General features: G+C 45.0%; 19 protein-coding genes. 13 read left to right on the top strand and 6 right to left on the bottom strand.

Annotated elements, in window-relative coordinates; genetic code table 11:
- Positions 1-23 precede the first annotated feature (23 nt).
- Genes D0T51_RS10705 through D0T51_RS10685 form a run of 5 tightly spaced genes read left to right on the top strand, consistent with a single transcriptional unit; the run spans position 24 to position 3,998 of the window.
- Complete coding sequence (locus tag D0T51_RS10705; RefSeq protein WP_163729210.1) at positions 24-1,061, top strand: dehydrogenase; 1,038 nt, start codon at positions 24-26, stop codon at positions 1,059-1,061.
- Positions 1,040-1,627: an SIS domain-containing protein gene (locus D0T51_RS10700; RefSeq protein ID WP_163729170.1), complete on the top strand. Its 588-nt coding sequence runs from the start codon at positions 1,040-1,042 to the stop codon at positions 1,625-1,627. Before D0T51_RS10705 ends, D0T51_RS10700 begins: the two co-directional genes overlap by 22 nt.
- 13 nt (positions 1,628-1,640) lie before the next feature.
- Positions 1,641-2,342: a nucleotidyltransferase family protein gene (locus D0T51_RS10695; RefSeq protein ID WP_163729167.1), complete on the top strand. Its 702-nt coding sequence runs from the start codon at positions 1,641-1,643 to the stop codon at positions 2,340-2,342.
- Positions 2,320-2,877, top strand: a complete 558-nt coding sequence (locus D0T51_RS10690) for an HAD-IIIA family hydrolase (protein WP_163729164.1) — start codon at positions 2,320-2,322, stop codon at positions 2,875-2,877. Before D0T51_RS10695 ends, D0T51_RS10690 begins: the two co-directional genes overlap by 23 nt.
- Positions 2,874-3,998, top strand: a complete 1,125-nt coding sequence (locus D0T51_RS10685; protein ID WP_163729161.1) for a glycosyltransferase — start codon at positions 2,874-2,876, stop codon at positions 3,996-3,998. The genes D0T51_RS10690 and D0T51_RS10685 overlap by 4 nt, the downstream gene beginning before the upstream one ends.
- A 36-nt stretch (positions 3,999-4,034) precedes the next feature.
- On the opposite strand, the gene D0T51_RS10680 is transcribed toward D0T51_RS10685, so the two are convergent.
- From D0T51_RS10680 to D0T51_RS10660, 5 genes are read right to left on the bottom strand one after another with little or no spacing between them, the layout of a single operon-like run.
- Positions 4,035-4,781: a LytTR family DNA-binding domain-containing protein gene (locus D0T51_RS10680; protein ID WP_163729159.1), complete on the bottom strand. Its 747-nt coding sequence runs from the start codon at positions 4,779-4,781 to the stop codon at positions 4,035-4,037.
- Complete coding sequence (locus tag D0T51_RS10675) at positions 4,778-5,944, bottom strand: sensor histidine kinase (protein WP_163729155.1); 1,167 nt, start codon at positions 5,942-5,944, stop codon at positions 4,778-4,780. The genes D0T51_RS10680 and D0T51_RS10675 overlap by 4 nt, the downstream gene beginning before the upstream one ends.
- 4 nt (positions 5,945-5,948) lie before the next feature.
- Complete coding sequence (locus tag D0T51_RS10670; protein ID WP_163729152.1) at positions 5,949-6,620, bottom strand: DUF2490 domain-containing protein; 672 nt, start codon at positions 6,618-6,620, stop codon at positions 5,949-5,951.
- Between the two features lie 20 nt (positions 6,621-6,640).
- On the bottom strand, positions 6,641-7,324 hold the full coding sequence (locus D0T51_RS10665) for a DUF4956 domain-containing protein (RefSeq protein ID WP_163729149.1): 684 nt from the start codon (positions 7,322-7,324) through the stop codon (positions 6,641-6,643).
- The gene (locus D0T51_RS10660; RefSeq protein WP_163729146.1) at positions 7,308-8,081 is read right to left on the bottom strand and encodes a polyphosphate polymerase domain-containing protein; all 774 of its coding nucleotides are present in this window, start codon (positions 8,079-8,081) and stop codon (positions 7,308-7,310) included. Before D0T51_RS10660 ends, D0T51_RS10665 begins: the two co-directional genes overlap by 17 nt.
- Positions 8,082-8,136: 55 nt before the next feature.
- On the opposite strand from D0T51_RS10660, the gene D0T51_RS12360 reads away from it, so the two are divergent.
- The 3 genes from D0T51_RS12360 (at position 8,137) to D0T51_RS10650 (ending at position 10,713) form a co-directional block, all read left to right on the top strand.
- Positions 8,137-8,262: a hypothetical protein gene (locus tag D0T51_RS12360; RefSeq protein ID WP_255495818.1), complete on the top strand. Its 126-nt coding sequence runs from the start codon at positions 8,137-8,139 to the stop codon at positions 8,260-8,262.
- A 63-nt stretch (positions 8,263-8,325) separates the two neighbouring features.
- Positions 8,326-9,912 carry a carbohydrate-binding domain-containing protein gene (locus D0T51_RS10655; protein WP_239056799.1) on the top strand — a complete coding sequence of 529 codons (1,587 nt, stop codon included), beginning with the start codon at positions 8,326-8,328 and terminating at the stop codon, positions 9,910-9,912.
- Between the two features lie 201 nt (positions 9,913-10,113).
- Positions 10,114-10,713, top strand: a complete 600-nt coding sequence (locus D0T51_RS10650) for a lipocalin family protein (protein WP_163729143.1) — start codon at positions 10,114-10,116, stop codon at positions 10,711-10,713.
- A gap of 2 nt (positions 10,714-10,715) precedes the next feature.
- Here D0T51_RS10650 and D0T51_RS10645 read toward each other — a convergent pair whose 3' ends face one another.
- Positions 10,716-14,759 (bottom strand): two-component regulator propeller domain-containing protein, encoded by a 4,044-nt coding sequence (locus D0T51_RS10645; protein WP_163729139.1) that lies wholly within the window; start codon positions 14,757-14,759, stop codon positions 10,716-10,718.
- Between the two features lie 267 nt (positions 14,760-15,026).
- On the opposite strand from D0T51_RS10645, the gene D0T51_RS10640 reads away from it, so the two are divergent.
- From D0T51_RS10640 to D0T51_RS10620, 5 genes are all read left to right on the top strand, one after another.
- Positions 15,027-15,728, top strand: a complete 702-nt coding sequence (locus D0T51_RS10640; RefSeq protein ID WP_163729136.1) for a succinate dehydrogenase cytochrome b subunit — start codon at positions 15,027-15,029, stop codon at positions 15,726-15,728.
- Between the two features lie 32 nt (positions 15,729-15,760).
- Positions 15,761-17,701 carry a fumarate reductase/succinate dehydrogenase flavoprotein subunit gene (locus D0T51_RS10635; RefSeq protein WP_163729135.1) on the top strand — a complete coding sequence of 647 codons (1,941 nt, stop codon included), beginning with the start codon at positions 15,761-15,763 and terminating at the stop codon, positions 17,699-17,701.
- A gap of 89 nt (positions 17,702-17,790) precedes the next feature.
- Complete coding sequence (locus D0T51_RS10630) at positions 17,791-18,546, top strand: succinate dehydrogenase/fumarate reductase iron-sulfur subunit (RefSeq protein WP_163729132.1); 756 nt, start codon at positions 17,791-17,793, stop codon at positions 18,544-18,546.
- 294 nt (positions 18,547-18,840) lie between these two features.
- Complete coding sequence (locus tag D0T51_RS10625) at positions 18,841-19,566, top strand: LiaI-LiaF-like domain-containing protein (RefSeq protein ID WP_163729130.1); 726 nt, start codon at positions 18,841-18,843, stop codon at positions 19,564-19,566.
- A 2-nt stretch (positions 19,567-19,568) separates the two neighbouring features.
- Entirely contained in the window at positions 19,569-20,375 is an 807-nt protein-coding gene (locus tag D0T51_RS10620; RefSeq protein WP_163729127.1) for a LytTR family DNA-binding domain-containing protein, read from the top strand.
- Positions 20,376-20,464: the final 89 nt, after the last annotated feature.

The raw sequence follows: 20,464 nt of genomic DNA, 5'->3' as shown, positions 1-20,464 counted from the left end.
CGGAAAAAGAAAGAAGGATGAAAATGTTATATCGAAGCAAAGCGCCTTTCCGGCTGGGTATTGCGGGTGGGGGTACGGATGTATCTCCTTACTCCGATTTGTATGGAGGCGCTGTATTGAATGTAACAATCAATTTGTTTGCCCATGCCACTATCCGTCCGTTGGATAATGGCAAAATACGTCTGGTTCATGTCAACGAACAGATAGTCGAAGAGTTCGATGCAGTCAGCCACCTTCCGCTCGAAGGTCCTCTCCTCTTGCAGCGGGGCATCTACAATTCGATTGTGGCGCGTTATAATAACGGCAATCCTTTGTCTTTTGAACTGACCACCCATATGGATGTACCTTCAGGTTCCGGCTTGGGTACTTCTTCCACCTTGGTTGTCACGATCCTGGGAGCTTTTGCCGAATGGCTGAAGTTGCCGTTGGGCAAATATGATATCGCGCATTATGCCTATGAGATTGAAAGAATCGATTTGCAGATGGCAGGAGGCAAGCAGGATCAATATGCTGCGACCTTTGGCGGAGTCAATTTCATGGAATTTCTGGAGGGTGATAAAGTCATTGTGAACCCGTTGCGTATCAGCCATGATATTCTCCAGGAGTGGGCCATGAACATGGTCTTGTTCTACACCAACCAGCCCCGGTACTCCGGACAGATTATCGAAGAGCAGGCAGAGAATGTCAAGCGAAAGAATCCGGAGTCTTTGGAAGCAATGCATCGGGTGAAAGAGGAGGCTTTCCGCATGAAGAACTGTTTGTTGCGTGATGAATTAGGGGAACTGGGGAAAGCCCTGAATACGAGTTGGACGAATAAGAAAAAGATGGCCCGCCATATATCCAACGAACAAATAGACACATTGTACGAAACAGCGATAAGAAACGGAGCCTTGGGAGGGAAAATATCCGGTGCCGGCGGCGGGGGATTTATGTTCTTCTATTGTCCCGGTACCAGTTGTTACTCCGTAGCAAAGGCATTGACTGACTTGGATACAGGGGAGGTGCATCCCTTTGAATTTTGTAAGAAAGGATTAATGACATGGACTGTAAAGGAATCATAACACAACGTCTGGAAGAACATCAGGAACTGATGAGCCGGATCCTGGCAGACGCCAGCCTGCAGCAAAAAATGGCAGAGATAGTCAAAGCCCTGACGGCTTGTTTCCGCAATGGCGGCAAAGTCTATTTCTGTGGTAATGGCGGCAGTGCGGCGGATGCTCAACACCTGGCAGCAGAGTTTTCCGGTAAATTCTATATCGACCGGCCGGTGCTTCCGGCGGAAGCACTGCATTGCAATACCTCTTACCTGACAGCGGTCTCAAACGATTATTCTTTTGATATCGTTTATGCCCGTATGATCGAAGGGGTTGGTAAACCGGGGGATGTCTTTATCGGACTTTCCACTTCCGGCAATTCGGTCAATATCCTGCATGCTCTCGATGCCTGTAAAGCGCGGGAGATAACCTCTGTTGCCTTCACCGGCGAGACCGGAGGAAAGCTTCAGGGCAAAACGGATTATCTGATCAACGTACCCTCTTCGGATACCCCTCGTATCCAGGAAGCCCATATGACTATTGGGCATATTATCTGTGAACTGGTAGAAGAGGCCATTTTTGGCAAGAGATAAGCAAAAAAAAGCGATGGAAGCAATCATACTGGCAGGAGGCAAAGGCACACGTTTACAGTCGGTCGTCTCAGATGTACCCAAGAGTATGGCTTCTGTTGCGGGCAAACCTTTCCTTTATTACCTGCTTCGTTCACTCGAAGAGGCGGGATTCCGGCATATCATCCTGGCTGTGGGATATAAATATGAGGTGATAGAACGTTGGCTGTCGACGTATGAGACCTCTCTTCGCCTCTCTCTTGTTGTTGAAGAAGAACCTTTGGGTACAGGAGGTGCCGTTAAATTCTCTCTTTGTCAGGCTGAAGAACCGGATGTTTTTATCGTGAATGGAGACACGTATCTAGGTGTGGATTATGCCCGTATGCTGGCTTTTCACCAGGAAACGCAGGCCGAGGCCACTTTGGCGTTGAAACCGATGAAAGATTTCGACCGCTATGGAGCCGTAGACCTTCATCCGGACTCCCGGATTCTCAGGTTCCGCGAAAAACAATACGAAGCATCCGGTTTGATTAACGCTGGTGTTTATCTGATCAAGCGGGAGGCCTTACGAAATTATCCGGACCGGTTCTCTCTCGAAAAAGAATATTTTGAAAAGAGAGTCGATACTTGCCATTTGGCCGGTTTCCCTTCGGAGGTTTATTTTATAGATATTGGTGTGCCGGAGGATTACGCGAAGGCAGAAATCGATTTTGCGGATGGAAAGTATAAAACCTTATAATACATTGTTCCTGGATAGAGACGGTGTGATCAATGTACACCGGCCGGATGATTATGTAAAGTCTGTTGACGCATTTGTTTTCATAGACCGTGTGCCGGAGGCCATCGCTTTATTGGCTCCTTTATTCAAATATATACTTATTGTAACGAATCAGCGGGGAGTAGGCAAAGGCCTTATGAGCCGGCAGGATCTGGAGGATATCCACCATTTTATGCAGCAGCAAATCGTTTCGGCTGGTGGACGGATCGACCGCATTTATGTGGCGACGGAAACAGATCCGGCCCATAGGAACCGGAAGCCTCATACGGGCATGATCGTTCAGGCACAAAAAGATTTTCCGGATATCGACCTGGCCTCCAGTTGGGTCGTGGGGGACAGTATCAGTGATATGCAATTGGCGAATAATGCCGGTATCCCGGCCGTGCTTCTGGGGGATAAGTATATGCCGGAAGAAATTAGCAACCTCCGGATTCATGCATCCTATCCGGATTTATATACCTTTGCCCAACGAATCCTTCTAAATCCGCTCGTATGAAAATAGCTATTCTTTCACCTTTTTATCCTTACCGGGGGGGGATCTCCCAATTTAGTGCCATGCTTTATACGACATTGAAGCAGGAGGGGCATGAGGTGGAAGCATTTAATTTCAAACGTCTCTATCCCGATTTTCTTTTTCCCGGCAAAACGCAATATGTCCATGCCGATGATCCGGCCATTGCCCTGCCGAGTCAACGTTGCCTGGACAGTATCAATCCCTTTTCTTACTCCTCAACGGTGAAGGCGTTGAAGACCTTTGCTCCGGATGTGTTAATCATCTCTTATTGGATGTCTTTCTTTGTGCCGGCATATGCGCATATAGCTCACCGGATGAAGAAAAAGTGTAAGATAATCACCTTGATTCATAATGCGATACCCCATGAACCCCGTTTTTTTGATAAACCGATGGCTTCTTTGTTGTTCCGACAAAGTGACGGTTTTATCGTGATGAGCGAAACGGTGCGGGATGACCTTTTGCGGCTCTGTCCCCAGGCGAAATATATCTATAACCCGCATCCGTTGTACGATCATTTTGGGGCGAAGATGGAAAAAGAGAAGGCCTGCCAGGCTCTTCTTATTCCGACGGATAAGAAGACATTGCTCTTCTTTGGGCTTATCCGTGATTACAAAGGATTGGATGTATTGATAGAGGCAATGGGCCTTGTAGATGACGAGGATTATCAATTGCTTATCGCCGGAGAGAGTTATGGGGATTTTGAAAAATACAGACAACAGATAGAAACCTCTCCAGCCAAAGACCGTATACACGTACACAACCGCTATGTTTCGGATGAGGAATTACCCGTTTTCTTTTCGGCAGCAGATATCCTGGTGCTTCCTTATCGTTCGGCCACGCAGAGCGGAGTCGTTTCTGTGGCTTACCATTATGATATGCCGATGTTGGCTACTCCCGTCGGTGATTTCCGGCGGAGCATCGAAATGCCGGGAACAGGAATTGTTGTTTCAGATGTCTCCAGTCAGGCACTAGCCGAGGGTATTCAGATGCTTTTCCGCCCGGAGAAACTGGAAACATGTTATGCGCAGATAAAAAAAGAAAAAGCCCTTTTGTCGTGGAATGTATTGACAGACAAACTGGTAAACTTTGTACAGGAACTCTAAACGCCTCTTTCCGAAGCCTGCCTGTCCGTAGGTTTTTTATATCTTTCCGAAGGAATGTTTTTCCAGGTAACTGTTGAAGAGCTTCTTATACTGGTTTCCTATCGGAATATAGGTGTCTTTATGGCATATGATACGGTTGTTGGCAACAGCTATAATCTTCTTCAGGTTCACGATATAGGAGCGATGTATACGCATAAAAGTATGGGCAGGCAATCGTTCCTCCAATATCTTCATGCTGAGCAAAGTCATGATCGGTTTTGAATCTTCTGAAAAGATACGGGCATATTCACTTTGGCTTTCGATATAGATAATCTTATTCACATCCAAACGAAGCATTTTGTAGTCGGCTTTGACAAACAGATAGTTTTCCTCTTTCTCTCCTCCTTGGATTGCTGGTTGCTGGTTAGTGGTTGCTGGCTGCATGAAAACATCCATATGGTGGTGGGCTTTGTTGGCTGCTTTTAAGAAATCATTGAAACCGAAAGGTTTAAGCAGGTAATCAAGAGCATCTATCCGGAAACTCTCCACGGCATATTCGGAATAGGCTGTAGTGAAGATAATCATCGGTTTGTTGGATAACGACTTGACAAAGTCCATGCCGTTCAGGTCGGGCATATGGATATCCGCAAAAATAAGATCCACCTGCGTGTGGGAAATTACGGATAATGCTTCAAAGGCATTTGAGCAGGCTTTTACTAATTCCAGAAAAGGTACTTTCTGAATATATCCGGTGAGTTGTGTCAATGCCAACGGTTCGTCGTCTATGGCTATACATCGTATCATACTTGTAGGGGGATTATAAGTAACACCTGGTATTCATTCTCTTCGGCTTGGATGGACAAGGTATAATTTTCTCCATACAGGAGCTGCAGGCGTTTGCGTACATTCTCCAAACCGATGCCCTGCTGTTGTTCGTTGGCATTATCAAAGATGCTGTTAATGATAAGGCAACGTATTTCATTCTCTTTTATATCCATGGAGACATGGACAAAGGATTTCTTTTGGTAGCTGATGCCATGTTTGAAAGCATTCTCAATGAATGAGATAAAAAGAAGGGGAGGGATCTTCACATCCGGGAGATCTTCCGTTGGCATGCAGACACGGATATCGACTTGATCGGTATATCGGATTTTCATCAGTTCGATATAGTGTATCAGAAAATGTATTTCTCTCTTCAATGGCAGTGTCGTTTGCGCTGTGTCGTACAGAATGTAACGCATCATTTGGGAGAACTCCAATACCGTACTTTTGGCTTTTTCTGTATCAATATCAATCAGGGCATGAATATTATTCAATGTATTCATGAAAAAATGCGGATTGATCTGATGTTTCAGGTAATCCAGTTCTGTTTGCAAGGTCTGTTTTTCCAGCTCTTTTACTCTTTGGTCATCCCGTAAAGACTTGAACAATAGTTTGATGGCCAGGTTGAATCCTATTAAAAGAATGGCCATGAAGGAGAAATGAAACAAGGGACTCAACGGTATCCATTGCCGCAGAAAAGGCGGATGCACATTCTCCTGCATCCGTTTGGCAGGGGATCGGTTATCTTCGGGATGCCGGTCTTTCGGAGGAGGGAAATGCTCTTTGTATGGGTGGGAGAGGGGATGATTTCCCCTTTTCTCTTCCACCAGAGGCCGATTCTGTCTATCGGGAAAAGCCGGTTGGGAGCTTAACAGATAAACAAGTCCGATACTTCCCAGTATAAACACGATATAGAGCCAAAACCGTTTGCGGATAAAGAGAAAGGGAGTCAATATATAGTTGTTTAGGATGAAGAGGGAAAAAAAAGGAGCCAGTATCTTCCAGGCACGCAAGATATCGCTCCAGTTAAATGAATGCTCCTGATTGTAGTATTGATCCAATACCGGTGCACTGAATAGGGTGAACCAGATGATCAGGTAAATCAGGTTCTCCAATACGGTTTGTCTACGTTCTCCTTTCTTCATATCTTCAGAATTTAAAAGAATAACCTAAACCAATCATATGGGTAGATGCCTCTTCGTCATCCGCATAACTGATATACCGGTAAAACAGTTGCAAGGCATGTCGTTTATTCAGTTTGTATTGGGTACCCCCCGTATACCGCACCCTGTCCAATGCATTCCCCTGCGGGTCGTTTAAGGTGTTGTATAACTCCACGGAAAAGAAAGGTTCAAACCCTGATTTCCGAATGTCATATTGCAATTCAATCCGGCTGCGCAGATAGAGTTTCGGGTTGGCACGTTTCTCTGTTTCTTCTACCCCTACGCGGTAGGTGCTTTGAAAGCGTTCGCGTAAAGATAAGGTAAAACGATTGAAACGCAGGGCCCCTGTGGCGTAAAAATAATACCGGTGCCGTACCTCCCAGTCTTTTTTCGGATGATTGTAGTTTATCAGGTTATAAGCACCACCTATCTTCAGGTATTCACAGAAGCGATAACTGAGATCTATTGTTGTAGAAAAACGGTCGACAGACCCGAGGTTTTCCCGCAACCGGAGATCTTCTTCCAGACTGATCGTTAATCCGGGTACGATCTTCTTACTTATAGCCAGTTGGAATGAGCTGCCCAATTCGTCCTGTCCGTACAGCCAGGTCACCGGATACAGCCCAAACAGAAGGAGGAGACAAAGAAAACGTTTCATAAGCATGTTATTAGGGTTATTTATTCGCCTTCTTTGGGTAAACGGGTGAGGTTGTCGATGGTATTGATCTCCCTGCATTCCGATTCATAATATATTTTGATAAAAGCGGCATCCCGTAAGAAATCAATATGTCCTATTTCTATTTTGGAGACAGAAAGTCCGGTACGTTTAGAAAGATCGGCCATCAGTTCTTCCCGTTTGTCCGGGGTGATCAAATGTATTTTATCATATAATATCAATTTACAGGAGGTATGTTTCAGCCACCGCTCGCTTTCCAGGAGCCAGATGGACAAGAGGAAGATAAGGTTGGTCACCAGGGTCTCCATATAACTGATCTGGATAGCCAGGGCGTTGATGACTGAGATAGCTATGATCACAAAAAGATAGGTCATCTCCCGGATAGGTACCTGCTCGGTGCGGTAACGTATGATTCCAAAAATAGCAAAAATGCCTAAGGCAAAACCGATCTTTAACTTCACACTTCCCATCAATATGATAAGCAGGAAAACACTTACATTGATAAGGGAGAATGTAAAATAAAAGTCCCTTCTCCGGCTTTTGGGGTAGTAGAAGAAATGAATGATGATGCCTACAACGATAAAGTTAAATAAAAAGCGGATAACCAGTTGGCTAAGTGCTTCGGCATCTATCAGCGGTGTCCCGTAGACGATAAGTTCTTCTGTCATTTCAGCGAATGATTCCATGTTGTTGATTTGTTAATTTATTGATTTGTATAAGTTTGCTTTTGAAACGATTCTGCTTAAGTGTAGGATTCGTCAGAATAGCCCCCAGGCAATATTTGCTGAGTCCCCTGGAGCGTATATGCAGATCGCAGAGTAATTTTTTGGCAATCGAATCGGCACTTTTCTCTTGTTTTAATTCGATAATGACCAAGTCTTCCATCTGTTGCCTATTTGAAGTGCGAAGGTTGTGAAATTGAAGACGAACGTCTATTGTAAGGCGTTCCGTCATTTCTTTGTTTACAAGGGTGATGCGTTGGAAACGACTTTCCAGGCAAGGCGATAATTCCTGCATCTGAAATTCGGCTTTTTCCCGGATGAAAAGGGCTGTTTGGGGAGAGGTAGCAGCATCGGCTACCGGGAGGAGTATACGCTCCTTTAGGGTACGGCCTTTGTTATTTTTATTTTTTATCTCCAAAAAGGTCTGATGGGTGTCTATATAGTGGCGGATACGTATCTTTTTGCGGGGCTGATGGCCGTTTTGATGTGCCAGGTACATGGCTGACTCCTGCGTATCGAGATAAACGGTTTCGTATTTACTCATCCGGCTACCGCTTATTTCCTGTACATAATAATACGGTTGCATTTGCGATAACAGGGTGTAGAGATCTCCCGCAGTCGTAAGATATTTGGTGTCTGTCCGGTTCATTAAACGGACAGATGCCATCTGTTCCAACGTGACGGGTTGAAACTTTTCCAACAGTTCTAAAATACCATTCACCTTCATTTTATTCAGTATATCTGATTGACCGGAGCAAATATAGAAGAGCGGAAGAATGGGAGAAAAAGAAATCAATGAACGACTCTTTTCTGTCTGTCAACAGGTGATAGAGGAGGACAAAGGAAGCACCGCCTGTTGGTTGATGAAATACTTTTGTTTACTGATAAAAAGAAAAGGTTGATGGATCTTTTTTTTGTATGGAAAGACTTCCTTTTATTTTTGATCTCATAATAATAGACATAGTATGATTTGGAAATCTTTTATGGAGAAGTACGTATTGGTACTTCTTGTTTTTGCCTTGTTGCAAACAGTTCCTGCTTGTGGAACAGATAATCCGGAATTTACCGACTCGGAGGAAAGAGTGGTGCCGGATGATGAAAAGGATGATATACAGGATTCAACCTTTTCGCAGATTGTAGAGATCACTTGGGGTTCGGCAGTGAAAATTGTCAACCCCCTGGAAGGGAAAGGCGTAGAGGTAACAACAGAGGGAGATCAGGTTATTATCCGGTCGACCGTAGACGAAATGGAGTATGTGCTTTCGGGCGTGACTGCCTCCGGTGGTGTAAAGATTTATAGTGACTCTAAGTTTAAGCTGACTTTCAATGGGGTAGAAATTACGAACCCCCATGGTCCGGCAGTGAACGTTCAGTCGCATAAACGGGTTTTTGTGCAATTGAATGAGGGTACTGTAAATAAACTGACAGATGGTTCTTCTTATAAAACCGTAAGTGGTGAGGATATGAAAGGGGCATTTTTCAGTGAGGGGCAGCTCCTTTTTTATGGGACAGGGGTTCTCGAAGTGACGGGTAATTACAAACATGCTATTTGTAGCGATGATTATGTCCGGATTTATGAAGGGGAAATAAGGGCAAAGGCAAATGTATCCGATGGGATTCATGTGAATGATGCCTTTGTGATGGATGGAGGAAAATTGAATGTACAGGCTAAAACCGATGGTATCGAATGCGAAGAAGGCTATGTATTGATAAATGATGGAAATATAATCATCCAAAGTGGTGACGATGGCATTACTGCCTCTTATGAAGGGAATGATTCGGCTATTGATCCTTATTTAGAGATTTATAAAGGTTCTATCCAGGTGACCACTTCCGGTATTTCGGCAAAAGCGATAAAGAGCCGGGGGGATCTGATTATCCATGACGGGGAAATAAAGGTAAAAACTTCTCAGCGTGAGGCGGAAGGTATTGAAAGTAAGAAGACTTTGACGATTCATGGGGGATTGATAGAAGTTGAGGCCTATGACGATTGTATAAATGCAGCCAATAGTATCGTTATCAATGGAGGGAATATCTATTGTTATAGTGCCGCCAATGACGGTATTGACTCGAATGGGACTTTGACGATTACAGGTGGATGTATCCTATCTATCGGCACCTCTTCCCCGGAGGAGGGGTTTGACTGTGACCGGAATACGTTCAAGATAACAGGAGGCATATTGATCGGTATAGGAGGGGCAACAAGTACGCCAACCTCTACAGCCTGTACACAACGTTCCCTGGTTTATGGCGGAAGCGCAACTGCTCTTACCCCTTTTCACATTCTCTCCGCCACAGGAGAGGATATACTGACATATATATTGCCGCGCACATTGAATCAAATGACTCTTTTGTTCAGTAGCCCTTCGTTGAAAGAGGGTAGTTATACGATTTATTCCGGAGGTTCTATATCGGGAGGCACTTCTTTTCATGGATTATACGCCGGATCGTCTTATGCGTCCGGAAAGCAGTTGGCCACGTTTAATGCCTCTTCGATGGTCACCACCGTAGGTTCTTCCAATGGAGGAAACAGGCCACCGGCAGGATGGTAATCATTGATTCTTATCATATTATTTTATTGAATCCAAGCCGGTCTTTGATTCTCCAAGCCTCTCGATATGAATATCCGGGCTTCTGGAGAATCAAAAATCGGCTTTTTCCCTGTTTTTTCTTGTAAATATATTTGATTTCTGATAGGATTGTTTATTTTTGTGTAAGTCGGTTTGGCTATAAAAATCAAAACAAGAGATCGTATGAAGAAGAAGAATGTATTAATCGGGGGAGCTTTATTGGCAGCAGGTGCCGTTGTGATGTGGAATACCAGAAGAACCATTCCTAAACGGGCGGTAGCAGTCGCTCCTTTTGATGTGGATCTGTTCCTGGGCAAATGGTATGAAATGGCTCGTTTGGATCATCGTTTTGAGCGTACAAAAAGAAATAATACCATTACCTACTCACGCAATGCGGATGGCAGTATACGTGTGGTAAACAGAGGTTATGATTATAGTAAGCGGAAAAGAGTAATCAATATCGGAAAAGCCAAGTTTGTCGGTTCGGCAGAAGAAGCTAAAATGAAGATATCCTACTTCAAATTATTGTCATTTGGTTATAATGTAATTGCCATCGATCCGGAATATAAGTATGCACTTGTTGCAGGAGAAGATTTACATCATCTTTGGCTTTTGTCTCGCGAGCCGGATATACCGGAAGAGATCAAACAGGCTTTCCTCAGAAAAGCCCTTATCATAGGCTATGATATTACTAAACTCGTTTGGGTAGAGCATAGTCAACTTATGGGAGGGCAGTATTTGTCGGATGAAGAATATACGCAGATCGATCAGGATCTGGTATAATCCTATTCTCCCTCACTTTCCTCTTTGTCAGAAGTAGAATGACTACCGTTTCGCCTGAATTGAACAGGCGAAACGCCAAATTGTGCCTTGAAACATCGTCCGAAATAGACCGCTGAAGAAAATCCTAACTGATCTGAGATCTCTCCTACCTGCATTTGCGGATGTTCCCGCAAGAGAACCGCTGCTTTTTTGAGACGATGCGTTTGCACAAATTCATTGGGGGTAGTACCCGTTAATGCTTTGAACTTACTGAAGAGTGAGCTGCGGCTGATCGCCAGTTCACGGGCCAGCATATTGACATCGAACTCCGAACTCGCCAAATGTTGGTCGATGATCGTGGATACCTGATCCAGAAAATGCTGGTCTAAGGGATTGGAAGCAAGTAGATTGACGTCGAAGTCTGCCTGTTTGTTAAACTTATTGAGTAAACGCAGGTGGGTACGAATCAGGTTGTTGCAGCGTACAAGCAATGTTTTGGCATGGAAAGGTTTACCGATATAATCGTCGGCTCCCTGTTGCAGTCCTTCGATATTCTGTTCGACAGAGTTTAATGCCGTTAACAACACGACCGGTATATGAGACAGGTCGATATTGTTCTTGATACGTATACACATTTCTGTTCCTGTCATAACCGGCATCATCACGTCGCTGACGATCAAATCCGGCTTCTGGTCTTGAGCGATATGCAAACCTTCTTCTCCGTTTGTCGCTGTCAGGATATTATAAAGCGGTTTGAAGAGTGATTTGAGGATCTCCAGTAATTCCTCGTTGTCTTCAACCAATAAGACGGTAAAACGTTTATCCTTGTCCTGCTCCGGAAAAGTCCGTATCATCTCTTCGTAATCCTGTTCGGTCAATACTTCGGGTGGGGTGTTATTGATAAAGGTAGGATCATCCGGTTTGTCAAGGATAGTCACTTTTTCATCTTCTTCGAAATGTTCTTTCCCTTTAAAGAGGTTGACATTAAAGATGGTTCCGTATCCCAACTGGCTCTGCACCGTAATATCCCCATGATGCATATCGACTATCAACTTACACAATGCCAACCCGATACCTGTTCCGGGACTGGATGCCGCTGTTTGCGTTCCATTCTCTGCCTGATAGAAGCGGTTGAATACCTTAATGCTATCTTCGGGTGAAAGGCCGATGCCTGTATCAATCACTTTGATAGTGACCATCGTTTCACTCTCTTCAACAGCAACTTCTATGCTTCCTTTCTCACCGGTGTATTTAAAAGCGTTGGATAAGAGATTGTAAAACACCTTCTGTAGTTGGTAGGCATCAAACCATAAAGGAATATCTTCTTGTTTATGTGTAAAACGAAGCGTAATGCTTTGTTGCATCGCCATCTCATGAAAAGAGAGACTGATATCCTTCAGGAAAGGTATCAGGTTCTGTTCGGAGACGTGTAACGAAACGTAGTTCTGCTCGAATTTGCGGAAGTCCATCAGTTCGGTTATCAATCCCCGCATGCGGTAAGCATTTTTACTGATCTTGATAATTTTATTATATACCGAAGGAGGCAGGTTGGTGCTTTGAAACAATAATTCGACCTGGCTGATGATCAGCGTGAGCGGCGTACGAAATTCATGGCTGATATTGGTGAAAAAGCGAAGCTTCGCCTGATTCAGTTCTTCGCTTCTCTCTTTGTCTTCTTTCTCTTTTTGGAGTGACAAGGCCAATTCGCGGCGGGTATTGTGCGTACGCAGGATAAAGGCAGCGATTGTCACGGTGGTAGCCAGATAAAACAACCAGGCCCAGAATGTATTATACCAGGGATGTGCAATATGGATGCCAAGGGATATGCCTTGCTGACGTGACGAATACGGGAGGAGTCCTTTTTCCCGTACATATAAGGTGTAATGCCCCGGGTTTAGGTTCGTATAATAAAGACTGGTTTGTGTCGTCGGAATCCAATCCGGGTCGAAGCCATCCAGTTTATATTCATACTCTTTATCTTTCTGTATGTCTACATAATTGGTCGAACTGAACTCAACAATCAGGTTGTTTTGTTTATAAGATAAGTCGATATTCCGTGTATAGGGCAAGGCTTTGGGCAATACTTTCGTCTCGTCCCCGGCATACACCCGGTTGGTATGGATATAAAGGTTGGAGAAATAAAGCGTATAGTCTTTTTCTTTTTTATCCAGGTCATCCTCCCAAAAAGAAGTGAGTCCATCCGATCCTCCGATAAACAATTCGTTATTCTTGCAGGAAAGCACTCCGCAGCCTTCTGTAATAGAAGAGATCGGCAGGGACATATTCAATCGCAGAAAACGTGAATGTTCCTGATACGGGTGGAAGAAAGTCAATCCTCTGTCTCCCGTGATCAGAAGGTTACCCATCTTCGTCTCCGTGATATTGTAACAATAATTACTTAGTAAATGTCCGCTGGCTGTCGTGTAAGCTGTAAACTTATCACTTTGTTCATTGTAACGGTATAATCCGGCACCGAGCGTGCCGAAATAGATAGTCCCCCGGTAGTTGATAAGACAGTTGACCCGAAAGCGAATCTGGTAGTCGTTCAGGTAATACGTCTTTGCCTTTTTCGGTTCCTGGGGGTTCATATAAATGAGTTGTCCCGAATAGGCAATCCAGAGATATCCTTTCGAATCAAAAGTAAAAGCCAGAAAACTCCGGGTATCAAGGCGGGTAAATTCTTCCGTCTCCAGATCCATCACAAACAAACCGTTGCGTGCAGCTATGTATAAGTTGTTCTCATAGATAGTAAGTTGTTGGATAATATTATTAGGCGCATCCTTTCGTTTTTGGGGATCTGCCTCCAGGAAATAGTTGTGAAACCGGTCAGCGTCAATGTCGTAACGTGAGAATCCACCGGTATGTGTACCTAGGTAAAGGCGGTGGTGTTCCTTATCGTAAGCGATACTTTTGAGGTTGTTATGTGCAATGGAGTTGGGCCCTCCGGAGGAGAAATAACGAAAGGTGCGCGTTTCCCGGTCCAATAGATTCAGTCCGCCTCCTTCCGTACAGATCCAGATATCCCCGTTTTTATCTTCTATCATATGACCGACAAAAGGATGATTGAGGCAGATATCGCGACTTGCATCTGCCGTATAATGGGAGAAGATATCACTTTCCGGGTTAAAGTAATTGACCCCTCCGTAGTAAGTCCCGACCCAAATCGTTCCCTGCTGGTCGATGCACAGGGAGAAGATGGATGAATGGGATAATCCTCCCGGGATTGCCTCTTGCCGGGTGATGGTGAATTCGTCTTTATAGGGGTTGTAACAATGCAGACCGTCAAAGGTGCCAAACCAGATGTTTCCGTACTGATCTTCTACAAACTCCCGGATTTGGTTGCTGACAATACGTTTGGAACCAGATGATTGTTTGGAATAATAATCGATCTTTCCTTCTTTGTTGATCCGGTAAAGACCTCCCATCCGGCAACCGACCCAGATGTCTTTCGCGGAGCTCTCGAACAAGCGGTAGATATCTACTCCGGGAATCACCAAGCGGGGTTCTTGTCCTGCCTCCATAACATACAATCCATTATTGGTGCCCAACCATATTTTCTCTTGGGTGATCTGCAAGCAGTTGATTGAATGCAACCCGGTGTTCATCCGGAAAGAAAGCGCATCCTTCTCTGGATCATACACGCAGAGTGAGTCTTCCACCACGCACCATATCTCTCCTTTGTAGGATGTTAACGTGCGCATCCAGGAGCAGGGTATCACATGGAAGGTTTCCTCTTTTATATCGTATCGCGTCAGCGAACCGTTGGTCCGGAAAAAGACATCTCCTTCGGCATTGCTAGTGATAAAATCACATTCTAAACCATACAAGGCATTGGTCCGGTCTTTCAGGTTTTCATGCGTCCAGGCCTTGTAAACCGTCATACGCTCTCCGTCATAAACCGATATGCCTTCGCGCGTTCCAAACCACATCCGTCCCAACTGATCCTGATGAATAGACATCACAGATATCTGTGACAGCCCATCTGCCATCCCTATATGTTTGAAATAAATGGGATAAACCGAAAGGCTAATCAGTAAAGCGAGAATAATCAGTTGTATTTTTCTCATGGCGTAAGTTCATGTGAGAGGCAAAGATAATGAGAATCTTGTAAAGATAGCTAAAACCGGGTATAGAAGAAAACAAAGAGATAAAAATAGGATAGAGCTGTACTCCTGTTTGTATCCCTTTTCCCTCTTTATCTGTAGCATTTACTATTGCCGAAAAATTTCTTTAATTTATTGCTTCCTATATCAAATTGACATACCTTTGCGCCTTTATGGAGATACAAGAATAGACAAACTTATAATCAACTAAATAACTTAAATTATTATCTTATGTGGTTACTTAATTCTTCTATCGGAAAGAAGCTGATAATGAGTATATCAGGGATCTTTCTAGTCCTGTTCCTTACGTTCCATGCAGCCATGAACGTAGCGGCAGTCTTTTCTGAAGAGGCTTACAACATGATCTGTTCTCTTTTGGGAGCTAACTGGTATGCTGTAGCCGCAACTATCGTATTGGCCGGTATTGTCGTATTGCACTTTGTGTACGCGTTGATGCTGACCTTGCAAAACCGTAAAGCACGCGGGAACGACAGTTACGCAGTTAATGTGCGTCAGAAAAATGTCACATGGGCCTCTAAGAACATGTTTGTTTTGGGTATCATTGTGATTGGTTTCATGTTGTTGCACTTTGCACAGTTCTGGTACAAAATGATGTTTGCCGAATTGTTAGGCTTCCATCATGTGACTTTAGGCGGTATGGAAGTTTCTCCGCAAGACGGAGCGGCGTTTATCAACTTCTATTTCAGTCACCTTTGGGTGGTGATCGCTTACCTGATCTGGTACGTAGCCTTGTGGTTCCACCTGACTCACGGTATCTGGAGTGGTATTCAAACCATCGGTTGGAGCAACAACCTCTGGATCAAACGTTGGAAAGTGATCAGCAATATCTACGCGACGTTGTTGATGGCAGCTTTTGCCTTTGTAACCATTTTCTTCTATCTGAAGAGCCTTTGTGATGGTTCTTGCTGTTAACTAAAGGTGTAACTAATAATAGAAAAATAGATATGACACAGATAAAATCAAAAACCCCTCAAGGCCCGTTGGCTGAGAAGTGGACCAATTATAAAGCACATCAGAAATTGGTGAACCCGGCAAACAAACGCCGCTTGGATGTAATCGTCGTAGGAACCGGTCTGGCCGGTGCTTCTGCTGCTGCGTCTCTGGCGGAAATGGGCTTCAATGTTCTTAATTTCTGTATTCAGGACTCTCCCCGTCGTGCGCACTCGATCGCTGCTCAGGGAGGTATCAATGCGGCAAAAAACTATCAAAACGACGGTGACTCGGTTTACCGTCTCTTCTACGATACGATCAAAGGGGGCGACTACCGTGCCCGCGAAGCCAACGTGTACCGTCTGGCGGAAGTTTCCAACGCAATTATCGACCAGTGCGTCGCACAGGGTGTTCCTTTTGCCCGCGAATACGGCGGTCTGTTAGATAACCGTTCGTTCGGAGGTGCGCAGGTATCGCGTACGTTCTACGCCCGCGGTCAGACGGGACAGCAGCTATTATTGGGTGCTTACTCGGCATTGAGCCGCCAGATCGGCTTGAACAAAGTTAAAATGTATACCCGCCATGAAATGGTTGATGTGGTGAAGGTCGACGGCCGTGCCCGTGGTATCATTGCCCGTGACCTGGTGAGCGGTAAACTGGAACGTTTCTCTGCACATGCTGTGGTGGTAGCAACCGGAGGTTATGTAAATACCTTCTTCCTGTCGACCAACGCGATGGCATCGAACGGTTCGGCCGCATGGCAATGTTATAAGAAAGGGGCTTACTTCGCAAATCCGTGTATGGTACAGATCCACCCGACCTGTATTCCGGTGCATGGCGAGTTCCAATCGAAACTGACCCTGATGTCTGAGTCGTTGCGTAACGACGGACGGATCTGGGTTCCGAAAAAGAAAGAAGACGCCGAAGCGATCCGTGCCGGCAAATTGAAACCGACACAGTTGAAAGAAGAAGACCGCGACTACTATCTGGAACGTCGTTATCCGGCATTCGGTAACCTGGTTCCGCGCGACGTGGCTTCACGCGCGGCGAAAGAACGTTGCGATGCCGGTTTCGGTGTAGGCGCCGGACAGGCTGTTTATCTGGACTTCTCTGAGGCGATCAACCGCCTGGGCCGTAATGTGGTGGAAGCCCGCTACGGAAACCTGTTCCAGATGTATGAAAAAATTGTAGACGATAATCCATATGAAACACCGATGATGATCTATCCGGCCTTGCACTACTCGATGGGTGGTCTGTGGGTAGACTACGAACTGATGACCTCTGTTCCGGGGCTGTTCGCGATCGGTGAAGCCAACTTCTCCGACCACGGAGCCAACCGCTTGGGTGCTTCCGCATTGATGCAGGGATTGGCCGACGGTTATTTCGTGTTGCCTTATACAATCCAGAACTATCTGGCCGACCAGATCCAGGTGCCGCGTTTCAGTACCGACCTGCCTGAGTTTGCCGAAGCCGAAAAAGGTATCCAGGATCGTATCAACAAACTGATGAAGATCCAAGGTAAACGTTCGGTAGACAGCATCCATAAAGAACTGGGACACATCATGTGGGACTTCGTAGGGATGGCACGTAACGCCGAAGGCTTGAAAGGTGCGATCGAAAGTATGAAGAAGCTGAAGAAAGAATTCTGGAGCAACGTACGTATCCCGGGTAAAGGCGACGACCTGAACGTAGAGCTTGAAAAAGCCCTTCGCCTGGCCGACTTCCTGGAAATCGGTGAACTGATGGCACACGATGCTTACGACCGTGCGGAGTCTTGCGGAGGCCACTTCCGTGAAGAATATCAAACCGAAGAAGGTGAAGCCATGCGTCGCGACGAGGAATTCTCGTATGTATCCTGCTGGGAATACCAGGGTGAAGACAAAGACCCTGTGATGTATAAAGAAGCGTTGGATTACGAATTCATAGTACGTCAGCAACGGAACTATAAGAATTAATGGTTAATTGTTAATTATCAATTATAAACAATGATTGATAACAGCAATTTATAATTTACAATTTACAATTTATAATTCTAAAGAGAATCATGGACAAAAATATAAATATCACCCTGAAGGTTTGGCGTCAGAGAGGCCCGAAAGAAAAAGGAGCTTTCGAAACCTATCAGCTAAAGGACATTTCCCAGGGAACATCATTCCTTGAAATGCTTGATATCCTGAACGAACAATTGGTTAACGAAGGAAAAGAACCGGTTGTATTCGATCACGACTGCCGCGAAGGCATCTGTGGGATGTGTTCGCTCTATATCGACGGACATCCACACGGACCGGATACCGAAATCACTACTTGCCAGTTGCATATGCGTAAGTTCGACGACGGCGCAACGATCACCATCGAGCCTTGGCGTTCGGCCGGTTTCCCGGTGATCCGCGACCTGATGGTCGATCGCTATGCGTACGACAAGATCATCCAGGCCGGTGGATTTGTTTCTATTAATACCGGAGGGATCCCCGACGCGAACGCGATTCCTATTCCTAAAAAGGATGCTGACCTGGCCATGGACGCGGCCGCTTGTATCGGTTGTGGTGCCTGTGCTGCCGCTTGTAAGAACGGTTCGGCCATGTTGTTCGTTTCCGCGAAGGTGAGCCAGTTGGCTTTGTTACCACAAGGCCGCGTAGAAGCAGCCCGTCGTGCCAAAGCGATGGTATCGAAGATGGACGAATTGGGTTTTGGTAACTGTACCAACACCCGCGCCTGCGAAGCCGAATGTCCGAAAGCCGTATCGATCAGCAACATCGCCCGCCTGAACCGCGAGTTCATCAAGGCGAAACTGCAAGACTAAACAATGTCTCTTAAATAGTAAAAAAGGGAGTGAGGTTTTCTCACTCCCTTTTTGGGTTTTATATGTGTCGCGAATTCCGTACGGAAACGATTGACACCCCCAAAAGAAAATAGAGATTTAGTCTTTGACGAAAAGATTATACTTTTTAAATTTATATGTATGTTTGTAATGCATACTTTATTTACCGTCCATATTCCGTCATTCGTCGGGAAACTCCCATGAATAGGCGTTTCTTTATAGCATAGTATACAGGGATATGATAGTTTTGCCTCTGAATTTAAAACAAATGGAATTATGAATAACACATCACACAGACATTCCCGGCATCGTACATTGAATACGATCGGTGTAGCACTTGGTTTTATTATTATAGGTATAATGTATCTGGCTCATAACTTAGGATGGGTCACTACGTCGGTATTCCGTACAGTTATTTCCTGGCAGATGTTGCTTGTTTACATCGGTGTCTTCCAATTGTTTAAACGGAATCTGATAGGAGGCTTGATACTGATGGCAGTAGGTGTTTATTTTCTTTTGCCCGGTTTTTATGGGATGGGGACATATTGGCCGGTATTACTGATCGTTATCGGGATAGGCATACTTTTGAAACTGTTCAATAAAAACAGTACATCCTGCTGGGGACATAAACCGATAGGAGAGCATACGGAATCAACCACTACGGAAGATGGATATGTCACATCGAATATTACTTTCGGCGAAGCCAAACATATTGTATTGGATCCTGTTTTCGGCGGAGCCAATCTGGAAGCTTCCTTTGGTTCCATCGCATTGGATCTTCGGCGTACGACCCTGGAGGTGGCTGAGACATATATCAAGGTGGATTGCTCGTTCGGCAGCATTGAAATTTTTGTGCCTACTCATTGGAATGTGATTGTCCAGGTAGACAATACCTTTGGAGGAGTGGAAGACAAACGTATGCTTGCCCCGCAGATTGACAATGAACATAGATTGATCATTCAGGGGAATGTTAATTTTGGTGGATTGTATATTAAAAGCTAAAGATGTATACACATCCACTCATACAATCCATGACCCACAGGATAAAGGGAAGTCTACTTATTCTCCTGGTAGCCGGCTTACAAGGAGTCGTTCTTCTCCGGTATGGACAGGCAACGCCTATGCAGGCTTGGGGAGATAGTATTTTGTCAACCGGATTACTGACGGTCGCCGGCTTTTTTGCCTGGTTTGTATTGGAATATATCCGTGTATGGCAGGTGCAATTGTTTCTGGCATTCTTGGTTCAGTTGGTGTGCCTGGGTATCAGCTTTACGGTTATGACAATCCTGGGACTTGAAAATCAGGAGTCTTTTCTTTATACCTTACCTCTTCGTTTTGTCTTAGGCTTGCTTTGCTGGATCATTCTTTTGCAATGGTACGAAAACCTGCAGAATGAGCAACAATGCCGCGAGATGTTGGAAGAAGAAAGAATGAGACAAGAAAAAGAGAAGCAGTCCGAAATAACAGCGACCTTTTCGACTGACTGTATTGACCGCATCTCCGTCAAAGACGGCAGCCGTATCCACATTGTGCATCTTGAAGAATTGTATTGCCTGCAGGCAAGTGGCGATTACGTCACCCTTTTCACCTCTTCCGGACAATATATAAAGGAACAGACGATGAAATATTTCGAGCAGCATCTGCCTTTGACCTTTGTACGTATCCACCGTTCTTCGATTGTCAATACCGATTTTATTGCCCGTGTCGAATTATTCGGCAAAGAAAATTACCAGGTAAAACTCAAAAACGGAACCAGCCTGCGTGCCAGTACCAGCGGATACAAACTACTGAAAGAACGTCTTTCTCTCTAAGGGATACAAAAAGAACTCCCGGTTTTCCACCAAACCGGGAGTCTCCTAAACAAGAGCCTATGCGATGCTCATTCAAATGATGAAGCATC

Origin of the sequence: Parabacteroides sp. 52 (genome assembly GCF_010500925.1) — a bacterium.
GTDB lineage: Bacteria > Bacteroidota > Bacteroidia > Bacteroidales > Tannerellaceae > QVMG01.
Note: the sequence above shows the minus strand (reverse complement) of the source record. Positions and strands in the feature narration are given on the sequence as shown.